The 20,505-nt window shown below is 38.6% G+C and carries 19 protein-coding genes; 15 read left to right on the forward strand and 4 right to left on the reverse strand.

The window, feature by feature from the left end; genetic code table 11:
- Nucleotides 1–65: 65 nt before the first annotated feature.
- The gene (locus tag BM000_RS15155; RefSeq protein WP_091500011.1) at nucleotides 66–545 is read right to left on the reverse strand and encodes a GAF domain-containing protein; all 480 of its coding nucleotides are present in this window, start codon (nucleotides 543–545) and stop codon (nucleotides 66–68) included.
- Between the two features lie 307 nt (nucleotides 546–852).
- Here BM000_RS15155 and BM000_RS15160 point away from each other — a divergent pair, with 307 nt between their 5' ends.
- The 11 genes from BM000_RS15160 (at nucleotide 853) to BM000_RS15210 (ending at nucleotide 11,489) form a co-directional block, all read left to right on the forward strand.
- Complete coding sequence (locus BM000_RS15160) at nucleotides 853–2,547, forward strand: septation ring formation regulator EzrA (protein WP_091500013.1); 1,695 nt, start codon at nucleotides 853–855, stop codon at nucleotides 2,545–2,547.
- A 16-nt stretch (nucleotides 2,548–2,563) separates the two neighbouring features.
- Nucleotides 2,564–2,854, forward strand: coding sequence for a hypothetical protein (locus BM000_RS15165; RefSeq protein WP_091500014.1), 291 nt, complete (start codon nucleotides 2,564–2,566; stop codon nucleotides 2,852–2,854).
- A 136-nt stretch (nucleotides 2,855–2,990) separates the two neighbouring features.
- A complete protein-coding gene (locus tag BM000_RS15170) occupies nucleotides 2,991–4,121 on the forward strand; it encodes a cysteine desulfurase family protein (protein ID WP_091500016.1) in 1,131 nt (376 codons plus the stop codon).
- Nucleotides 4,122–4,135: 14 nt separating this feature from the next.
- On the forward strand, nucleotides 4,136–5,338 hold the full coding sequence (thiI, locus tag BM000_RS15175; protein WP_091500017.1) for a tRNA uracil 4-sulfurtransferase ThiI: 1,203 nt from the start codon (nucleotides 4,136–4,138) through the stop codon (nucleotides 5,336–5,338).
- Nucleotides 5,339–5,504: 166 nt separating this feature from the next.
- Complete coding sequence (locus BM000_RS15180) at nucleotides 5,505–5,702, forward strand: alpha/beta-type small acid-soluble spore protein (RefSeq protein WP_091500019.1); 198 nt, start codon at nucleotides 5,505–5,507, stop codon at nucleotides 5,700–5,702.
- Between the two features lie 206 nt (nucleotides 5,703–5,908).
- Entirely contained in the window at nucleotides 5,909–7,504 is a 1,596-nt protein-coding gene (locus tag BM000_RS15185; protein WP_091500020.1) for an amidohydrolase, read from the forward strand.
- Between the two features lie 136 nt (nucleotides 7,505–7,640).
- Nucleotides 7,641–8,192: a DUF2953 domain-containing protein gene (locus BM000_RS15190; RefSeq protein ID WP_091500022.1), complete on the forward strand. Its 552-nt coding sequence runs from the start codon at nucleotides 7,641–7,643 to the stop codon at nucleotides 8,190–8,192.
- The gene (gene ytfJ, locus BM000_RS15195; protein WP_425425187.1) at nucleotides 8,167–8,604 is read left to right on the forward strand and encodes a GerW family sporulation protein; all 438 of its coding nucleotides are present in this window, start codon (nucleotides 8,167–8,169) and stop codon (nucleotides 8,602–8,604) included. The genes BM000_RS15190 and ytfJ overlap by 26 nt, the downstream gene beginning before the upstream one ends.
- Nucleotides 8,605–8,729: 125 nt before the next feature.
- A complete protein-coding gene (locus BM000_RS15200; RefSeq protein ID WP_091500024.1) occupies nucleotides 8,730–9,707 on the forward strand; it encodes a class I SAM-dependent methyltransferase in 978 nt (325 codons plus the stop codon).
- A gap of 135 nt (nucleotides 9,708–9,842) precedes the next feature.
- Nucleotides 9,843–11,030, forward strand: a complete 1,188-nt coding sequence (locus BM000_RS15205) for an acetate kinase (protein WP_091500025.1) — start codon at nucleotides 9,843–9,845, stop codon at nucleotides 11,028–11,030.
- A 249-nt stretch (nucleotides 11,031–11,279) separates the two neighbouring features.
- Nucleotides 11,280–11,489, forward strand: a complete 210-nt coding sequence (locus BM000_RS15210; protein WP_091500027.1) for a hypothetical protein — start codon at nucleotides 11,280–11,282, stop codon at nucleotides 11,487–11,489.
- A gap of 175 nt (nucleotides 11,490–11,664) precedes the next feature.
- Here the strand turns inward: BM000_RS15210 and BM000_RS15215 are convergent, their stop codons facing one another.
- The gene (locus BM000_RS15215) at nucleotides 11,665–12,144 is read right to left on the reverse strand and encodes a universal stress protein (RefSeq protein WP_091500029.1); all 480 of its coding nucleotides are present in this window, start codon (nucleotides 12,142–12,144) and stop codon (nucleotides 11,665–11,667) included.
- A 264-nt stretch (nucleotides 12,145–12,408) separates the two neighbouring features.
- Here BM000_RS15215 and BM000_RS15220 point away from each other — a divergent pair, with 264 nt between their 5' ends.
- Together BM000_RS15220 and BM000_RS15225 are read left to right on the forward strand one after the other, a co-directional pair.
- Nucleotides 12,409–13,722 carry a DRTGG domain-containing protein gene (locus BM000_RS15220; RefSeq protein ID WP_091500030.1) on the forward strand — a complete coding sequence of 438 codons (1,314 nt, stop codon included), beginning with the start codon at nucleotides 12,409–12,411 and terminating at the stop codon, nucleotides 13,720–13,722.
- A gap of 15 nt (nucleotides 13,723–13,737) precedes the next feature.
- Entirely contained in the window at nucleotides 13,738–14,691 is a 954-nt protein-coding gene (locus BM000_RS15225) for a DHH family phosphoesterase (RefSeq protein ID WP_091500032.1), read from the forward strand.
- Nucleotides 14,692–14,736: 45 nt separating this feature from the next.
- Here the strand turns inward: BM000_RS15225 and ytrI are convergent, their stop codons facing one another.
- Nucleotides 14,737–15,240 carry a sporulation membrane protein YtrI gene (ytrI, locus tag BM000_RS15230; protein WP_091500034.1) on the reverse strand — a complete coding sequence of 168 codons (504 nt, stop codon included), beginning with the start codon at nucleotides 15,238–15,240 and terminating at the stop codon, nucleotides 14,737–14,739.
- A complete protein-coding gene (gene ytrH, locus BM000_RS15235) occupies nucleotides 15,240–15,572 on the reverse strand; it encodes a sporulation membrane protein YtrH (RefSeq protein WP_091500035.1) in 333 nt (110 codons plus the stop codon). The genes ytrI and ytrH overlap by 1 nt, the downstream gene beginning before the upstream one ends.
- Nucleotides 15,573–15,705: 133 nt before the next feature.
- Here ytrH and dnaE point away from each other — a divergent pair, with 133 nt between their 5' ends.
- Nucleotides 15,706–19,005 carry a DNA polymerase III subunit alpha gene (gene dnaE / locus BM000_RS15240; protein ID WP_091500037.1) on the forward strand — a complete coding sequence of 1,100 codons (3,300 nt, stop codon included), beginning with the start codon at nucleotides 15,706–15,708 and terminating at the stop codon, nucleotides 19,003–19,005.
- A gap of 193 nt (nucleotides 19,006–19,198) precedes the next feature.
- Nucleotides 19,199–20,377, forward strand: coding sequence for an NAD(P)-dependent malic enzyme (locus BM000_RS15245; protein ID WP_091500038.1), 1,179 nt, complete (start codon nucleotides 19,199–19,201; stop codon nucleotides 20,375–20,377).
- Nucleotides 20,378–20,505: the final 128 nt, after the last annotated feature.

Raw genomic sequence — 20,505 nt, forward strand, 5'->3', positions numbered from 1 at the left:
ATGTTGATAAAATGATAAATCACGTGCCCAAGGAGCACGTGATTTGTTGTGTTCTTATTAATTTATCATAGATAACCTTCGAGAACGTTAACAAAAGCTTGTAAGTTCTCCTCATCAATTTGATCAAAGCGATTCTTAATAGGACTATCAATGTCGAGTACGCCGATTACTTGGTCATCTTTGAAAACCGGAATTACAATTTCCGATTGACTGGCTGCATCGCATGCAATATGTCCAGGGAAGGCATGAACATCGGCAACGCGCTTTGTTTGCTGTTCACTAACAGCTGTTCCACAGACACCCTTGCCAACCTCAATTCTGACACAAGCAGGGAGTCCTTGAAATGGGCCAAGCACAAGCTGATTATCTTTTAATAAATAGAATCCGACCCAATTCACGTCAGTTAGAAACTGATTAAGTAATGCAGCACTATTGGACAGATTAGCAATAACGTCTGATTCGTCCTCAATTAACGCTTTGAGCTGCTTAAACAAAAGCGAGTAACTTTTGCCTCTATTTGTATCATATTGTTCTGGTTCAAACACAACTTATTCCCCCTATAATGCGTTTAGTATTTGGATAATTATATCGTTGTTTAAGTGTTGATGCAATGAAGGATACTTAAGAGCACAAAAGTTTCTAAAAGTAACATTTGATTAGGTATAAAGTATAAAAAATGTCAAAGAACGAATTAATTTGATTTTATTTAGCAAAAAAGCATAGGTTCATGGTATGATAAGAATAATCTTTACATTTTATATATATGAAATAAATACATATGGGTAAAACGGTTTTTTATTTAAAAATGACTTATTGATTAAGTATAGATTAAAAAGGTTGAGGGGGATTTACATGGCAGCTTATATTATTGGATTTATTATTGTTGTCATCGTTATGATCACAATTGGTTTAATCCTAAGAAAAAGAATATATGACCGCGTGGACAAGCTTGAGGCATGGAAGATGGACATCATGAATCGTAATGTGTCGGCTGAGCTTCAGAGGATTAAGACGCTACGCCTTTCTGGAGAAACCCAGGAGAAGTTTGAGTCATGGAAATCAACTTGGGATCGGATCTTGACGCGTGATCTTCCTGACATTGAAGAATTTCTCTTTGATGCAGAGGAGGCAGCAGATCGCTTTCGAATGCCTTCTGCGAAAAAGAACCTTGCGCAAGTTGAAGCGACCTTAAATAGCTCAGAGCAGACGATTAAAGATATGTTTGCCGAATTAGAGGAGTTACTTGACTCAGAAAAACAAAGTCGTAAAGAGCTAGATACTGTCATTCCGCAAATTAAGGAGTTACGCCATCTTCTACTTGAAGGTAGTCATTTATTTGATAAGGCTGTAAAAAGGTTTGAACAAGAAATTCAGGCTCAACAAGAAGAACTGGATTTGTTTTATCAAGAAAGTGATGAAGGCAATTATTATGAAGCGCGTAAGATTGTTGATCGTGTCAAAGAGGCGATTAAGGATTTAGCTATTCGAATGGAAGCTTTTCCAGTTATTTATAAGAAGGTAAAAAAAGAATTGCCTGATAAAATTAATGAGCTCCGTAATGGAATTATCGAAATGAAAACGGCTGGTTTTCATATTAATGATCAGGATTTTTTACGAGAGCTAGACAATTTTAATGAACAGGTCACTGGATATGTTGCCAAGCTTGAGCGCGAAGATGATCAATCAATTTATGAATTTGTTGAGATAGTTGAAGAACGGATTCAGGAGGTATATAACGTGCTTGAAAGAGAGGCAAAGGCAAAGGCCTATGTTGAGAAGCACATTGACCGTTTAGCTGATCAACTCTTAGCTGAAGTTAAAGAGTTTCAAAAAACAGATGCTGAGGTTACAGAACTTCAAAAAACTTACTACCTTGAAGGTAGCGATTTAGAGCTTTACGATAATCTTAAAAAATGGATTCATCAACTAGAACGACATTCAGAGGATATTATCAGTAATTTAGAGGAAGGTAAGCAAACTTACGTTGGTCTAAAGGACCAATTAGAAAGCAGCTTCCAGGATATTGAGAAATTACAGGAATCACACCATGAATTTAAGGATCAGGTTAGAACCATTCGTAAAGACGAATTGGTAGCGAAAGAGCAGATTCAAGTCTTACAGCAGCAGTTACAAGAGACAAATCGACAGTTGAAAAAAAGTAATCTCCCAGGTGTCCCTTCTTTTGTATGGAACCAACTCGATGAGGCTACGGTAAATAGTGGTAAGGTTAATGAGAAATTAAATGAACAGCCATTAGATATGGGGCAGGTTAATCATGCATTAGAGCAAGCAACTTCATCAGTAGAAGCACTATTAGCACAAACAGAACAGATGATAGAACAAGCTTATTTAGTAGAACGTGTTATTCAGTACGGCAATCGTTATCGAAGTCAATACCCTGTCCTGGCTGGAAAGCTACTTGAGGCGGAGAAGTTATTCCGTGACTATCATTATGAGCAAGCATTAGAATTAGCAGCCGAGACTTTAGAAGAAGTTGAACCTGGAGCATTGTCAAAGCTTGAGTTGCGCATTAAAGTTCCAAGCTAGTAGGGGGGGATTTTTCGTGAAATTAAAATTATTTACAATAGCTAGTGTGACAATCTTAGCTTTAATCGTCTGGGGAACACTATTCTTTTTTCTTGTTCAGAATCATGATTTGTCGGCTTCAGAAGATGTAGACAACTCTGTTGACAAAGCCATTCATTTATCTGAAAAGCAAACAAATGAAGTAGCGAGTGATGATGAGCGAATTACCAATGAGAAAATAAGGGCTGCTCAGCTTGTACTTGACCAATATAGAAATCAAAGCTCAGTTTCAATAGAGCAGCTATTAACCGCTCTTGGTTTAGATTAAAAATCCCAACGTAAGGTTTGGGATTTTTTATTTGAGTAAAAAAACTTTACTGCTGAAAAAGTCTCGGTAAATAAACTTTTCGCAAAAAAATATGTTAAAATAGGGCAGTGAAAAACTAACTTAGAGGAGCATGGAAATGATCTACTTTGATAATAGTGCGACAACAAAACCGCTACAAGAGGTTCTTGAAAGCTTTCACACTGTTTCAGAATCCTATTATGGAAATGCATCATCCGTGCACAGATTAGGATTAGAGGCTAGCAGAATATTAAGAAAAGCTCATGAACAAGCAGGTTTACTATTAAATGTGAATCCTGAAGAAATTATTTTTACCTCTGGTGGTACCGAGGGGAATAATTTAGCAATTAAAGGAATTGCTTATGCTTATCAAAGTAGAGGAAAACATATTATTACCTCTAAGATCGAACACCCGTCTGTGTTAGTAGCGTGTGAATTCCTTGCTACTCAAGGATTTGAGATAACCTATTTACCTGTTGATCAAACAGGAGTTGTTAAAGTCGATGATATAAAAGCAGCCTTAAGAGAAGATACCATTTTAGTTAGTATCATGCACGTTAATAATGAACTTGGCACGATTCAGCCGATTAAAGAAATTGGTGCTTTGTTAAGTGATCGTAGATATACATTCTTTCATGTCGATGATGTTCAAGGCTTTGGGAAGGTAAAGCTTGAACTAAAAGACAATGGAATTGACTTATATACACTTTCAGGACATAAAATTCATGGCTTGAAGGGAACGGGCTTGCTTTATGTGAAAAAACAGGTGAGGCTGGCACCGTTATTTCATGGTGGAGGTCAGCAATTTGAGCGACGCTCTGGGACAGAGAATTTGCCAGGAATTGTGTCACTTGTTAAAGCAATGCGGGTTGTAACAGAATACCACCTTCATCATGCTGAGCACATTCAGCAGTTAAATAATAAGCTAAGACTTGAATTAAGTCATTTTCCAGAAGTGGTTATCAATACCATTGAGGATCAGGCGCCACATATTCTTAATTTTTCAATACCAGGATTTAAACCAGAAGTTATCCTGCATGCATTGACTGAGCGAAATATTTTTGTCTCGACTAAATCAGCCTGTTCATCAAAGAAACCAGATGAAAGTGCTGTCTTAAGCGCGATTCAATTGCCAAGAGCTCAAAGTACATCGGCGATTCGCGTAAGTTTTTCTTATCATAATAATGAGGGTGAAGTTGAATTATTTGCACGGGTACTTAAGAAAATTTTAAAAGACTTAAAAAAGTAATGGGGTAAACAATAATGCTATATGATCACATTTTAATTCGTTATGGTGAACTATCACTTAAAGGTAAGAATCGCAAGGTTTTTATTTACCAGTTACATGAAAATGTAAAGATGAAGCTCAAAGATTTTACTAATATTAAAGTTAGTAGTGCGCGCGATCGGATGACGATCTTGCTTAATGGCGAGGATCCGAATGCAATTATGCCAATCTGTCAACAAATCTTTGGTATTCAAAGCCTTAGCTTAGCAATTAAAATCGATAATACTGAAGAAGCGATTAAGGAAGCTGCTTTATTTACATTGACAAATGTTAAAGGCGCTAAAACCTTCAAAGTGACGACTCGAAGAGCCAATAAAGACTTTCCAATTGGTTCTCAGCAATTCAATCACCATGTTGGGACACATTTGCTTGTTAATACTGAGGCATTTACTGTTAATGTCCACGAACCTGATGTCGAAATTCACATTGATATTCGTAAAGATGCCACCTACATTACCTCGGAACGCATTGCTGGTGCTGGGGGCTTACCAGTGGGTACTTCAGGAAAAAGCTTACTACTCCTATCGGGTGGCATCGACAGTCCAGTTGCCGGTTATTTAGCAATGCAACGTGGTGTTCGCCTTGAGGCCATTCACTTTCATTCACCACCGTACACGAGTGAGGCGGCAAAACAGAAAGTGTTAGACCTAGCCGCTAGGCTAGCGCAATTCGGACATGATGTTAATGTTCATATCGTTCCGTTCACTGCTATGCAACAAAAGATTCATCGTGAAATTCCTAATGGTTATTCGATGACAGTCATGCGAAGAATGATGCTTAAAATTAGTGAAATAATTGCAGAGCGTAATAAAATCTTGTCCATTACAACTGGTGAAAACTTGGGTCAAGTTGCCAGCCAAACGATGGAAAGTATGCACGCCATTAATGCTGTAACAAATTATCCAGTGCTAAGACCTTTAGTCACATTAGATAAAAACAATATTATTAAAATAGCGCAAGAAATTAATACTTATGAAATTTCAATTCGTCCATTCGAGGATTGCTGTACTGTTTTTGTACCTAAAGCGCCAAAGACAAAACCAAAAAAAGAGAAGGTTGAGCAGCTCGAACAACAGCTAGATCTGACGAGAGAATTAGAAGAACTACTAGATAATACTTTGGTGGTAAAAGTTTCAAGCGTACAATCAAAGCAAGATGAATTTGAAGATTTGTTCTAACTAAATAAGCATAAAGCCATAAGATCACCGCTTTTAGCGCTATTTTAATTTAAATTTTGTCCGGTAAACTAAGGCTCAATTTGTAACAACTACCAGTTTTTTTTTTGTATGATAACCTCTATTCTGCACATTCTAGTAATGTATTAAGGAGGAGGTGAAAACAGACATGGCAAACAGTAGCAATCAATTAGTAGTGCCAGGCGTAAGTCAAGCACTTGACCAAATGAAATATGAAATCGCTCAAGAATTTGGTGTTAATCTTGGCCCAGATACAACTTCACGTGCAAACGGTTCTGTTGGTGGTGAGATCACTAAACGACTAGTGCAAATGGCAGAACAACAATTAGGTGGACAATCACACTAATAACCAGATTAAAAAAGGAAGCATAGATTAAATCGTCAACGCTGTTTACGATCCTTCTAGTTTTCCCAAGTAATTTAATCAAACACATTGATAAAAGGGGTAGTGCTAACTAAAGCACTACTCTTTTCTTTTTGTGCTTTTTTTGTTATTTTTTATGGTAACAAGTTAACTAAGGTAGATACATATTAAGTGGGAGTTGGAAAAGCATGGGTAAACTATGGTATGGTGGTAAAATTTACACAATGGTAAAAGAAGACGCTACAGTTGAAGCGGTTTATACCGAATCAGGAAAAATTATTGAAGTTGGGTCTTATCAGGATTTAACGGAAAAATACAGTTCCGAAATTGCGGAAATAATTAAATTAGATGGCAAAACAATGTTTCCGGGATTTGTCGATAGTCATTTGCATATTATTGGTCACGGTGAAAAGCTTGAGCATTTAGATTTATCATTATGTACGAGTGCTGAACAAGTTTTACAGCTTGTGCGAGAGCGTTTAGCTACATTAGCACCAGGACAATGGTTATTTGGTGAAGGGTGGAATGACAATCAATGGGATGAGGTTAGAATTATTGATCGTCGAGAGCTTGATCAACTTTCAACGTCACACCCAATCTTATTGAATCGAATATGTAGACATGCATTGATTGCTAATACAAGAGCCATTCAGCTTGCTGAACTTAGTAGTCATACTGCTGAACCTATCGGTGGGCGGATTGATCGTGATCAGGATGGTCGGATGACTGGCTATTTTCTAGATAATGCTCAAGAATTAATTAAACGTGCAATTCCTGATCGATCGGTTACGCAATTAACGGAGCTTATTGACCGATCAGTTGCTGATTTGTTACGTTTAGGATTAGTAGGTGGTCATACCGAAGATCTAGCCTATTATGGACAGGACAGTTTCAATCGTGTATCACAGGCATACTTTAATAGTTTAACTGATGGGCCGCATAAGTTTAGAGCCCATCTCCTTGTTCATCATGATGTTATTAATGATTTTCAGCGTGCTCAATTAACATATCAATCAGGCACGCCATTTATTGAATATGGTGCCATGAAGATTTTTTCAGATGGAGCATTGGGTGGTCGGACCGCTTGGTTAAGGGAGCCATATGCAGATGATCCAAGTAATCGTGGTCTAGCCATTCATAATAAAGCAAGCTTAACAGCATTAATTAAGCAAGCGCGTAGCTTAGACCTGCCAGTAGCTATTCATGCTATTGGCGATCAGGCAATGGAGCTAGTCGTCGAGTTGTTAAAAGCGTATCCGCTTAAATCGGGAGCACGAGATCGAATTATTCATGCCATGATTGTTAATCCTGTATTAATTGAAGTGCTCAAGGAACTTAATGTTGTGCTAGATATTCAGCCAACCTTTGTTGCTTCGGACTTCCCGTGGGTTATTGAACGGTTAGGTGAAAAACGGATTAAGAATGCTTATCCCTGGCAAACATTTTTAAATGAAGGAATTCCCTGCGCGGCTGGTTCAGATGCTCCAATTGAAACAGTCAATCCCTTATACGGCATTGAATCCTTTGTTTTACGCAAATCAAGCATAGATAACCAGATCTATAATCAAGCGGAGCAGCTAAGTGTATATGATGCCATTTCCTTGTATACAAAAGGTAGTGCTTTTGTAATTGGAAAGGAAGAAGTGACTGGACAAATTAAAACAGGGTTTCAGGCTGATTTTACCATCTTGCGGGAAGATCCGTTTCAAGTAGCTGCCGACTGTATCCACCAGATTAACGTGGCAATGACTGTTGTTGATGGTGAGGTTATGTACAGAGGATAAGAGGAACATAGAGACGCATAGCTTGAATATGCGTCTTTATTATGAAAAAAAGGGAATGCCAAGGTTAGTTATGGGGACAATGACTGTATAAGGAGAAAACCAACTTGTCCATGTTTACGTGAATCGGGGTTATTTTATGGTAATTATTATTGGAATTGTTGCGTTAATAATCATGATAACGGTAGGTCTACTTTTTTTTGTGCCTTTAAAAATCCAAATGTCGTTCCAGGTTGAGCAGCAGGTCGAGGGAAGTGTACAAATAAAGTTTTTGTTTATCCCTGTTTATATGAAAGAGATAACGCTTGATTATGAAGAAATCTTTGATCAACTTACTAAGCTTACAACAAAGAAATCTGCTAAATTAAATAACCGATCTCGTTCAATGATAAGTGCATTAACATGTAAGAAACTGAGCTGGACAACGGTCATTGGCACTGCTAATGCCGCCCATACAGCGCCAATTGCTGCACTTGCTTATAGCTGTAAAGCCATAATTGCCTCTTTCTTCATTGAAAGGTGGTCTACTAAACCTGAGCGAGTAAACTATCACGTTACGCCTTGTTATCAGGGGTTATACGTGAAGAGCGACTGTCAATGCATGTTTTCCGTAAAGCTAGGACATGCTATCGGTATACTGCTAAATAGAGAAAGGAGCAAGCAAAATGATGCATCAACAGCATCCGATTGAAGGATTAATGTCGACTGCGATGGAACAATTAAAGCAAATTGTCGATGTTAATACAGTGATCGGTGATCCAATTCATACTGCTGATGGAAGCACAATCATTACTGTTTCCAAAGTTGGCTTTGGCTTTGCGGCTGGAGGTAGTGAATTTACTGGCCAGCAAAAGTCTTCAGGTAGCAATGATCAGTCCTCATCGGATGAGGAATTACTACCTTTTGGCGGTGGAAGCGGCGGTGGTGTTTCCATTACACCGATTGCATTTCTCGTCATGCGCAAGCAGGGCAATGAGCTAATTCATTTACATGAAAATAGTCAATTTTATGAAAAACTAATTGAAGTCGCTCCACAGGCTTTCGAGAAGATCAAGGATATGCTTGAGAAAAGAAAGAGTGGTCATGGTCACCATCATCATTAAATAATAGTCGGACGACAAATGAAGGAAATGGATCATTTGTCCGTCCGGTTTTTTTAAATTATTCATTCCTCATTAAAGATGTTATGATATACTTATTATTTGGATATGAGGGAGGTAACTAACGTATGAGCATAATTGAACAGTATTTTACTAAGCTGGATAAGATGGTAGAGCGTCGTTCAGATACTTTAAATAAATCATATATGGATGCACTAATAGATACCATGGCTATATTGCTGGTCGAAAAAGAGGATGCAGACGATCTCAGTCAAGCGGATGCTCTTTTTTTCAAGGAGGCTTCTACCTTAGAGATAGCGTCACTTGAGAAGGAGCAGATAAGAAAAATTATTGAATATGCTATTTTAAAGAGTATGAAGGATGCTACCCAGTCACAGCATTTAATCACACCTGACACAATTGCCAGTTACATAAGCTATTTAGCAGAGAAGCTGTTCGGAACGAGAAGTGATATAAGTATTTTTGACCCTGTCTCGGGAACTGCTAATTTGTTAACAGCCGTGATCAACCAATTAGGGAAAAACGTAAAAGCATTTGGTAGTGAAATTGACCCAGCTTTAATCCAGCTTGGGTTATTAAATGCCAATCTCCAGCAAAATGAGATTGAGTTCTTTCACCAAGATAGTATTCAGCCATTACTGCTGGATCCAGTTGACTTAGTTGTAGCAGATTTACCAGTCGGCTTTTATCCTGACGACACAAGAGCAAGTCAATTTAGCGTTAGTGTTGAAGGGAAGCATACTTATGCCCATCATTTGTTGATTGAACAAAGCCTGCATTATACCAAACCAAGTGGCTATTTAATATTTGTTATTCCTAATCAATTATTCAGTAGTGACCAAGCAACCAAATTGCACGCTTTAATTCAGGAAGAGGCTCATGTCATTGCATTGCTTCATTTACCTGCATCAATCTTCCGATCGGAGAAAAACGCAAAGAGTTTGTTTGTATTAAGGAAGAAGTCAGCCGATACAAAGGCGCCTAAACAAGCATTAATGGCTCAACTTCCATCGTTTAAGGACGGAAGAGCAACGGAGAATATGGTTAACAAAATGAATCAATGGTTTCAAGAGGAAGGCTATTAATAGTTAGAAAAATAAGAATAATCACTTGTTATCGCTTCCATTTAACTTTCAAGTTGCAATTTGTGTCGATTGTTCGTTAAAATATAAGTGGTATATAATTAGACTAAATAGGGAAACCGAAAGGATTGAATAATTTTGAGTAAAATTATCGCAATTAATGCTGGTAGTTCTTCATTGAAATTCCAGTTGATTGAAATGCCAGAAGAAACTGAGTTGGCAGTTGGGCTTGTTGAACGAATTGGCATTGAAAATTCTGTTTTTAAATTAGAGTATGGCGATCAAGAGGACAAGCTAACGACTGATATCCCAAACCATGAAAAAGCTGTAGCGCTGTTATTAGAACAATTAGTCGCGTCAGGTGTTATTAAGTCACTTGATGAAATTGACGGTGTTGGTCACCGTGTTGTTCATGGTGGAGAACGCTTTACCGATTCTGTTCTTGTTACAGATGAAGTCATTGCTGGAATTGAAGAAGTTTCAGAGTTAGCACCGCTACATAATCCAGCTAACTTGACGGGAATTAAAGCCTTTAAAGAAGCTTTACCAAATGTTCCTGCAGTAGCTGTATTCGATACCGCATTCCACCAATCTATGCCACCTGAATCTTATTTGTACAGCTTACCGTACGAGTATTATGAAGACTTTGGTATTCGTAAGTATGGTTTCCACGGAACGAGCCATAAGTATGTCTCTGAACGTGCAGCTGAGCTATTAGACAAGCCATTAAGTAACCTGCGTCTTATTACGTGTCATATCGGTAACGGTGCCAGTGTTGCAGCCGTTAAGAATGGTGAGTCAATTGATACCACTATGGGCTTCACACCACTTGAAGGAGTAACAATGGGAACTCGTTCTGGAAGCCTTGACCCTGCTCTAGTGCCATACATCATGGACAAGACAGGTAAAGATGTCAATGAGGTCCTACATGTATTAAATAAAGAAAGTGGCATGCTAGCACTTTCTGGCTTTTCAAGTGACTTACGTGACATTGAGGATAAAGCTAGTCAAGGCGATGAGCGTGCTGAATTAGCACTTAAAATCTTTGCTGGACGAATCCATCAATATATTGGCTCATATGCATGTAAAATGCACGGTGTTGATGCCATTATCTTCACAGCTGGAATTGGCGAGAATAGTAAAGCTGTTCGTGAGCGTGTCCTTGAAGGACTTGAATTTATGGGCGTATACTGGGACCCAGCGCGCAATGACGTGAGGGGTAAGGAAGCATTTGTTACGTACCCACACTCTCCAGTAAAAGTCATTATCATCCCAACAAACGAAGAAGTTATGATTGCACGTGATGTTGCACGTTTAGCACAATAAAGATTAGGGTATTAAATTGGTGAGGAAGGTTTTTAAACTTTCCTCACCTTTTACTATACTTCATGTTGTTTTCTGTAGTACAATATAAGTGTAAACGCTAACATTTTGTTTGTAGATAGTTGAAAAGAAACTCAGACTCACCTTTTAGGTATGATCTAGCATGTAAATGCTTAGACTAATGAACAATTAAAGCTTGTTAAAAAAGTATTGCTTTAAAACAGACTTAATTTTTCAAAGGAGGTAAGGACGATGAATTTTGAACGATTGGATGAACAAAGTCAGCAGCTCGTTCGTTTTGTAAACGCACGTCATCAGCTTGAAGAGGGTAAACCATTTGATTTAGATAATATTGATACATGCCATCATAATGGCACTGATATTTCAGTTACCTTTAATACAGGTTCGGAATATTTGTATACCAAAGATGGTGAGTTTTTTAAAACAGAGGAGTTTCATTAAAGGCATGGTAAATTATTGTTTAACGCAGCTTAACTAGCTGCGTTTTTTGTTTAGATAGTAGCTTTGACTATGTTAAGTGCTAGTCAGGAATTACCTGTGTTAGATCATATTATCTTGAATATATAAATTTGACGTGAAGTAAAAAACCAATCAAAAATGATTGGTTTTTTTGCATTTATAGTATATCCTCAATTGATTCTTCTTCATCTTCATCATCAGAGCGAACAACTAATACATCACAGGGTGCATAACGGGTAATATTCTCTGAAACACTACCAATTAAGAAGCGTTCAACAGCATTTAATCCTGTTGCACCACACATAATGAGGTCGGCTTCAAAGGATTTTGCTACATATTTAGGAATACGTACCTTTGGTGAACCATAATCGATATGTGTTTCTACTTTGTGAAGTCCTGCTTTTTGAGCCTGTGCCTTATACTCATTTAGTAATTTACTTGCGTATGTTTCAGATCGATTGATCATCGACTGATCGTAAGTCTCTGCGGTAGAGATTGTTTTAGTATCAACAACGTGGGCAATAATTAATTCAGCCTCATTTCGCTTAGCAACGTGAACCGCTTTCTTAAATGCTTTTAAGGAAGCTTGTGATCCGTCAACAGCAACAACGATTTTCTTATAAGTATCTACTGGCATGGTTATCACTCCTTATAACTCTTGTATACATTAATTTATACCCTTAATCTATTCAGGACAAACCTAATTAAGTTAAGTTTATGCTGAAATATTGAAGATATTTCATCTAACTTCTGTTCGTTTAAGAAAAAGTATTTTAAGACAAAATTCCACAAAAGTTGTCGGGAAAATTAAGCTTCTTAAATTGCTACTTTCGGCAAACAACTGTATAATAACACTAATTATAAAAAATATAGTACAGTTAAGAAAGTAAGGTGATACACCTTGGCAACGAAACATGAACAGATTCTTAATCACATTGAATCCCTTAAGGTTGGGAACAAAATATCAGTTAGACAGGTTGCAAAAGATTTAAGTGTCAGTGAAGGAACAGCTTATCGGGCTATTAAAGAAGCAGAAAATCAGGGGCTTGTTAGCACAATTGAGCGTGTTGGCACAATTCGGATTGAACAGAAGAAGAAGGAGAACTTTGAACACTTAACCTTTGCCGAAATTATTGGGATTGTTGATGGTCAAGTATTAGGTGGTCGTGAAGGTTTGTATAAGACATTACATAAATTTGTTATTGGCGCTATGAAAACAGATGCGATGATGCGCTACCTTGAAAAGGATTCGCTCCTTATTATTGGTAACCGTGTTGAGGCGCATCGCCTTGCGTTAGAAGAAGGCGCTGCCGTGTTAATTACGGGTGGCTTTGATACCGAAGATCATATTAAGCGGTTAGCTGATGAAAAGCAATTACCGATTATCTCAACAAGCTATGATACCTTTACAGTGGCAGCTATGATTAACCGGGCGATCTATGATCAGTTAATTAAAAAAGAGATTGTTCTTGTTGGCGATATTTATACCCCCTATGAGAACACCCATTATTTGAAACGAACGGATACTCTTGAACGCTGGTATTTCTTAAAGGAGCATACGACACATTCACGTTATCCTGTCGTAGATGAGCAAATGCGTGTCGTTGGCATTGTCACGTCCAAGGATGTCATTGGTAAGGCTAGTGATTTACTAATCGAGCGGATCATGACCAAGAGCCCAATGACGGTTTTGAAAGAGACATCGTTAGCGTATGCTGCCCATATGATGGTATGGGAGGGGATTGAAATTGTTCCAGTGGTAAGTCCTAACCATCGCTTAATCGGACTTATTTCACGCCAAGACGTGTTGAAAGCATTGCAACACGTACAAAGACAGCCCCAAGTTGGTGAGACGATTGATGATATCGTTACCAGTGGCTTAACGATGCAAAAGGATGGTCACCATATTTCCTTTAGATCGCAAATCACGCCCCAAATGACTAACTCACTTGGAACATTATCAAACGGTGTATTTGTCTCCTTTATCACAGAAGTAAGTAGCCGCTTGATGACGCATATGAAAAAGGGTGATCTGGTCGTTGAGAATATCTCCGTTTACTTTATTAAGCCCGTTCAGCTAGAAAGTAAAATTGAGATTTCACCGCGTATTTTGGAGATTGGCCGAAAGTCAGTTAAAATTGATATTGAATTGCATCATGAGAAAGATATTGTTGGAAAAGCCGTACTGATTGGTCAGCTGATCGATCGTTATTAGATTGGAGAAAAAAGCATGGATATTAAAGTTCAAATTATAAATAAGATTAAGCAATATGAAACGATTATTATTCATCGACATGTCAGGCCAGATCCGGATGCGCTAGGCTCACAGGTAGGGTTAGCCCAGGCAATCCTAGCTCAAAATCCAGCTAAAAAGGTTTTTTGTGTCGGTGAAATGGATCCGTCATTACGTTTCTTAGCAGAAATGGATTTGGTGCCAGATGACCTTTATCAGGATGCCTTGGTAATTGTTTGTGACACAGCCAATCGTCCGCGGATTGATGATGAGCGCTACCAATCTGCCCGAGAGCTTATTAAGATTGATCACCACCCGGATGTTGACTGCTACGGCGATTTAAGTTGGGTCGATCCACAGGCAAGCTCTACATCTGAAATGATTTTCAAACTCATTCAGACAGATGTGCAGAATATCTTAATGCTCAATGATCGTGGCGCAGAGTTGCTGTATGCAGGAATTGTTGGCGATACAGGTCGGTTTCTTTACCCAAGTACAACAGAAGAAACGTTTAACATAGCAGGTGAGCTGGTCCGTTATACATTTGATCGCACGGCGTTATACAATCAGCTTTATGAAGTAGAACCAGCCATTGCGCGTTTAAAAGGGCATATCCTTGATGGATTTTTAATTAGTGAGGCGGGGGTAGTAACAAGCAAGCTAACGAAGGAAATGTTAAGGCAATATGACGTTTCTACAGATCAAACGAGCATGTTGGTTAGTTTGTTTGGTGACATTAAAGGCGTGTTGGCATGGGTCTTTTTTGTCGAAGAAGAGCAGCTAATTCGAGTGCGAATACGCTCAAAAGGTCCGGCTATTAACGCTGTCGCAGCGGAATTTAATGGTGGTGGGCATCCGCTCGCTTCAGGAGCAACTGTATATAGCTGGGCAGAAGCTGCTACTTTAACAGCTAAGCTTGAGCAAACTTGCCAAGTATATCAAGATAACTAGCGATTCAAAGAGCTTTACGGTAGCTGCTAACGTAAAGCTCTAAGCTTATCGATCTAAGTCGAGCTCAATATGAATTTCAGTCTGTTCATTAATAAATAATTGTGCAACCTTGGCTTGGTAGGAGAAACCATCTATCTTATACGCTTTATTTTCAATCATTCTAATTAAAATAGGATAATAGTCGTTTAGTGTAACCACCTCTTTGCCAATAATATCATTGACCTCAGCTTTTATTAACTCGCCAAGTTCATGGAGCATAAAGCGATCGAGCTTAAACACTTCAGCATTATTAATAACGATTTTAATTGAGTTAATGGTCAGTTGTTCTTGATACTTTTGATTTAAGTCCGTTAGATTTTGCTCAAGCGTATCGTAGGCTAATTGCAGTTCTTGTCTTTCCGTCCGCACTCTAAGGTTTTCCTCAATAAATCGTTCCATAATTTCACCATACATAAATAAAAAGACGAGGTAGCCGATCATCCCACCAACAAATACACCAACCATAAAACGCTGCCAGTCTTTTCTTTTATAATAGGGGGGCACATGCATTAGCTTAGCTCCTCCTGAATCAACCATTCAATTAACAGCAAGGCTGTCTGTACCCCACCCATTGCGGTTACAATGATCAGGATTTGCTTGACTAAATCCATGGTTGAGCCTTCCATGATGCCACGCTCAAAATTAGAGATCACATCAAAGGTGCCGCCAATTGCTGCGACTATTGCCCAAATACGCAAGCTTTTTGCAATGCGTCCCATCAGGGTAAATGCAGGTTCGCCACTGGCAAATGCACCAATGCTACCAATAAAAGCACCGCCAATAATGACACCTAAGGCGATAAAGTAGCATTGAATCATTGTGGCAAAAAAACGTTCTTCCATCATAAAGCGCCCCTTTTATGATTATTATGACTAGTGCTAGTTTATGTTTAGCAAGGTTTGTCTATGTTTTATTTTTCAATTTCCCATTTCCTCGGTATAATAGAAAGAAAACGTTGGGAAAAGGAGGTGCACTATGGCATATGTTCATCTAAATGTGTTAACGGGATATAGTTTCATGCAAAGTACGGTGAAGATTAATAATTTGGTTACCAAGGCAAGTGAACTAGGTATGTCTGCTCTAGCAATAACCGATCGCAATGTTATGTATGGGGCAATTGCTTTCTATCAAGCATGTAAGCGGGCTAAGATAAACCCTATCATTGGCATGCGAATAACTGTTACCATTAATGATGATCAAGAAGAGCTTATTCTACTAGCAAAGAATCAAGTGGGCTATCAAGCGTTACTAGAAATAAGCTCATGGATTCAACTCTCAGAAGACGAGCAGATTAGCGTCGATAAGTTAAAAGAGCTACGAAAAGAATGCTTTCTCATCCTCCCGACCACGATAAATTATTTAACAATTTCGCTTGCGGAGCGAGATGATCGAGCATTAAGTGCTTTTTTAACGTCATGGGGGGAGGATTGTTACGTCGGTTTACACTATAGTCAGCTTAACGATTACCCGTTTTTACATGAGCAAGCTATACCAATGGTCGGCATTGGTAATGTCCACTACCTAAATGATGATGACCAGCTTGCTTACCACTATCTTGTTAAAATGGCAAAGCAGAGTGTTGAGGACCAAGAGCTTGCTCCTGACTTTTTATTTAATGATAAGCAGGCTCAGCAGTTGTTTAAACAGACTGAATTGTTATTGAACGCAACCGTTGATCTGGCTAGCCAATGTCACTTGGAACTTGACCTGAGTCAGCAACTTATTCCGCGCTTTCCAGTCGAGGAGACACTAACAGCCAAAGCTAAGCTCACTGCCTTAACCAAGCAAGCTTTGATTGAAAAGTACGGGACAAACAGAAAGGCTAGTCAACGATTAGAGCATGAGCTTACTGTTATTGAAAAGATGGACTTTAGTGACTATTTCTTAATTGTCTGGGATTTTGTTAAATATGCAAAAGAACAGGGCATTTTGGTAGGGCCAGGGCGAGGTTCAGCTGCGGGCTCCCTTGTTGCTTATTTATTAAATATTACGACAGTAGATCCAATCAAGTACGGGCTTCTATTTGAACGGTTTTTAAATCCTGATCGGCTGACAATGCCAGATATTGATATTGACTTTTCTGATCAGCGCCGTCAAGAGGTTATTGATTATGTAAAAGACAAATACGGTCATCAATATGTTGCGCAAATTGGTACCTTTGGCACTTTTAAAGCACGTTCAATTATTCGGGAGCTAGCTAAAGTATATGACTTACCTGAAAATGACTTAACTTATATTCTAAATGAACTCCCTAAACAAGGGAGTTATTCAATAACGGATTCCGTTAAAAGATCGCCAGCTTTAATTGACTATATAAAAACAACAGAGCATCTTCAGCATTTTTTTAAAATAGCAAGAAGGTTAGAAGGCTTACCGAGAAATTTATCTACCCATGCTGCTGGAGTTATCATCCACGACCAGAAGCTAACAACGAAGATTCCGTTAACAACTGATCAGCTAGGACACTACCTAACACAGTATCCGATGGGCGATTTAGAAAAGATAGGCTTATTAAAAATTGACTTCTTAGGCCTGCGAAATCTAACGACACTCGAGCAGATCGTTCGTTTAGTTAGTAAGCATGGCCGACAAGAGATCAATCTTGACCAAATACCGCTCAATGATCAGAGAACTTTTGCTTTGCTTCAATTAGGCAAAACAAATGGCGTCTTTCAGTTTGAATCTGATGGAATGAAGCGTGTTTTAAAAACGTTAAAACCAACTGAATTTGCTGATATCGTAGCTGTCAATGCCTTATATCGCCCAGGACCGATGGACTTCATCCCTAGTTTTATTAAAAGAAAGCATGGAGAAGAACCGGTTTCATATATTCACCATGACTTAGTGGGAATTCTAAGCCCGACATATGGGGTACTGATTTATCAGGAGCAAATTATTGAGTTGACCCACCAGTTTGCCGGTTTGAGCTATGGGCAAGCTGATATATTAAGAAGGGCAATTAGTAAAAAGAATGCCATTGAAATTGATAAAATGAAGCAGCTCTTTGTATCTGGGTGTATAAAAAAGGGCTATGCTAAGGCGGTAGCAGATGAACTGTTCTCATGGATTGAACGGTTTGCTGACTATGGCTTTAATAAGAGTCACGCAGTTGCTTACAGTTTAATTGCCTATCAACTTGCCTATTTAAAGGCTAATTTTCCTGTGTATTTTCACACAGCGCTGTTAAATACAGTTACAGGTCAATCAGAGCGTTTTACAGCCTTGATTGCGGAAGTGAAAGCAGAAGCAATTAACCTATTATCACCGCATATTAACCATAGCTTCTACAGTTTTACTGTTGATAGTGAAGGGATCAGGTTTGGCTTACTAACCATTAAAGGGATAAGTTATCCGGTTGTTAATACAATTATTCAAGAGAGACAAGCTGGCCCGTTTAAAAATTTATTTGATTTTTGTTTACGTGTATCGTTAGATATCGTGACTAAAGATACTATTAAATTACTTATTCATGCTGGTGCATTTGATTTTACTGGAATTGAACGTGCTTCGTTAGTTGCCACAATAGCTAATGCCTATGAGCAAGGTGATTTATTTGGTGGTTTGGATGATCGTAGTTTTTTGACACAAAGTGGTTTGGAACTGGACGGGCACTATCAGTCTGCCCCAGCATACTCAATTATCGAGCAGCTTGCTTTTGAACGCGATTTACTAGGTATTTATGTTTCTGACCACCCTTTGTCAGTAAATAGAAGCCAGTTAAGGGGGAATGGGTTTGTTGATATTCTGTACCTTCAATCGCTTAATGAACGTAAAACGATCAAGTTTATTGGTATCGTTGAACAATTGAAAGCTATTCGTACAAAACGAGGCGATTCCATGGCCTTTGTTACGTTCTCTGATGAAAAAGAATCAATTGAGGCGGTTATTTTTCCTGATCTTTTTCGTGAAGTTAAATTGAACCTTGTTGACCAACAACTTGCGAAGGTAGTCGGAAAGGTTGAACAACGCCAAGGGAAACAACAGGTTATTGTCCAAGAAATTGTGATGGTGACAGATCTTACGGCGATAACTAATACAAAGATAAACAAGCGTCTGTTTATTAAAGTAGATGAGCAAAGAGCTAACCAAGGCTTTGTCACATACCTAGAAAGAATTGCAGATCAATCTCCAGGAAATATTCCCATTATTATTTATCAGCAAGCGAGTGGCCGGACGTATCGATTACCTGAAAGATTTAATATGCAAGACCATTATCAGGTTCAAAAGGCATTAAAAGAATATTTTGGTGCTGAAAATGTTGTCTTTCAATCTTAGCCTTAATTGCTTCGTTAACCTTTAAAGTCAAGGATTAATAAGGATTACAGACGAATTGTGAGAAAATAACGACTATTTCTAAAATGTAGCCCTGTTATTTACAGTAGGTACTAATTTGGTATAATGGAAGGGTTGAGTAGATCGAATAAGGTGCACGTTAGCGATGAATAAAAGAAGAGGGGCGCGTTCTAAAATGGAAACTTTAAAAGCAAAAGCATTAAAAATGCATAAAGATCATCAGGGCAAGCTATCTGTACAAGCAAAGGTTGAGGTAGCAAATGAAGAGCAGTTAAGTCTTGCATACTCACCTGGAGTAGCAGAACCATGTCTAGAAATTAAGCGAAACCCCGACCTTGCCTATACATATACGATGAAACGTCATACTGTTGCCGTTGTAACAGATGGTTCAGCTGTACTTGGCCTAGGGAATATTGGCGCACAGGCAGCACTGCCAGTAATGGAAGGTAAGGCTGTTTTATTTAAAAATTTTGCCGGAGTAGATGCATTTCCGATCTGTTTGGATACTCAGGATGTTGCTGAAATTATTAGAACTGTTACGCAACTAGCGCCTACATTTGGTGGTATTAACCTTGAAGACATTGCGGCGCCTAATTGCTTTATTATAGAAGAGAAGCTTAAACAAGCCCTAGATATTCCTGTTTTCCATGACGATCAGCATGGTACAGCAATTGTAACTCTAGCAGGGCTGGTAAACGCACTAAAACTCGTTGAAAAAGATTTTGAAACCATTAAAGTTGTTGTTAACGGTGCTGGGGCGGCAGGAGTAGCGATTGTTAAACTCCTTGCACATTTTGGCGTTCAAGATACGATCCTTTGTGATTCAAAGGGTGCCATTTATCAAGGTCGACCATTTGGGATGAATCCAGTAAAAGATCAAGTTGCACAGTACACAAATAAAACAAGTATCCAAGGAGACTTAAAAGCAGCTATTCAGGGTGCTGATGTCTTTATTGGTGTTTCTTTAGGTGGTTTGGTAGATCAAGAGATGATTCGGTCAATGAATCCAGACCCGATTATTTTTGCGATGGCCAACCCAGATCCTGAGATTAACCCAACAGACGCAATTAAAGCAGGTGCAAGGGTGGTTGGGACTGGCAGATCAGATTATCCTAATCAAGTTAATAATGTATTAGCTTTCCCAGGGATCTTTAAAGGTGCCCTGTCAGTGAAGGCCTCCGACATTAATGAAGCAATGAAAGTGGCAGCTGTTTATGCAATTGCTGGTTTAATTGAAGAGGAGGATCTGCATGACGATTACGTCATTCCGAATCCTTTTGATAATCGTGTTGCTCAGGTTGTTGCAGCTGCTGTTGCTGAAGCAGCTAAAGCGACTGGTGTTGCTCGGATCTAGTGATGTCATAAGAGGCAAATTATTTAGTTTTGTTTAATAGAGTGTAAATAAGTTAACAATAACGATTAGTAGAGTCTGTAGATAAAACAAAGGGGAAATAACTTTTCAAAGAATGAGCATCTAATGCT

The organism is Amphibacillus marinus, assembly GCF_900110345.1.
Classification (GTDB): Bacteria; Bacillota; Bacilli; order Bacillales; family Amphibacillaceae; genus Amphibacillus_D; species Amphibacillus_D marinus.

Coding starts and splice junctions, on each gene's coding strand:
- ytrH (WP_091500035.1), bottom strand. CDS start 15,572: ATGGAAGAACGTTTTTTTGCCACAATGATTCAATGCTACTTTATCGCC.
- BM000_RS15180 (WP_091500019.1), top strand. CDS start 5,505: ATGGCAAACAGTAGCAATCAATTAGTAGTGCCAGGCGTAAGTCAAGCA.
- BM000_RS15245 (WP_091500038.1), top strand. CDS start 19,199: ATGGAAACTTTAAAAGCAAAAGCATTAAAAATGCATAAAGATCATCAG.
- BM000_RS15210 (WP_091500027.1), top strand. CDS start 11,280: ATGAATTTTGAACGATTGGATGAACAAAGTCAGCAGCTCGTTCGTTTT.
- BM000_RS15225 (WP_091500032.1), top strand. CDS start 13,738: ATGGATATTAAAGTTCAAATTATAAATAAGATTAAGCAATATGAAACG.
- BM000_RS15185 (WP_091500020.1), top strand. CDS start 5,909: ATGGGTAAACTATGGTATGGTGGTAAAATTTACACAATGGTAAAAGAA.
- BM000_RS15160 (WP_091500013.1), top strand. CDS start 853: ATGGCAGCTTATATTATTGGATTTATTATTGTTGTCATCGTTATGATC.
- BM000_RS15215 (WP_091500029.1), bottom strand. CDS start 12,144: ATGCCAGTAGATACTTATAAGAAAATCGTTGTTGCTGTTGACGGATCA.
- BM000_RS15200 (WP_091500024.1), top strand. CDS start 8,730: ATGAGCATAATTGAACAGTATTTTACTAAGCTGGATAAGATGGTAGAG.
- dnaE (WP_091500037.1), top strand. CDS start 15,706: ATGGCATATGTTCATCTAAATGTGTTAACGGGATATAGTTTCATGCAA.
- BM000_RS15170 (WP_091500016.1), top strand. CDS start 2,991: ATGATCTACTTTGATAATAGTGCGACAACAAAACCGCTACAAGAGGTT.
- ytfJ (WP_425425187.1), top strand. CDS start 8,167: ATGATGCATCAACAGCATCCGATTGAAGGATTAATGTCGACTGCGATG.
- ytrI (WP_091500034.1), bottom strand. CDS start 15,240: ATGCATGTGCCCCCCTATTATAAAAGAAAAGACTGGCAGCGTTTTATG.
- thiI (WP_091500017.1), top strand. CDS start 4,136: ATGCTATATGATCACATTTTAATTCGTTATGGTGAACTATCACTTAAA.
- BM000_RS15190 (WP_091500022.1), top strand. CDS start 7,641: ATGGTAATTATTATTGGAATTGTTGCGTTAATAATCATGATAACGGTA.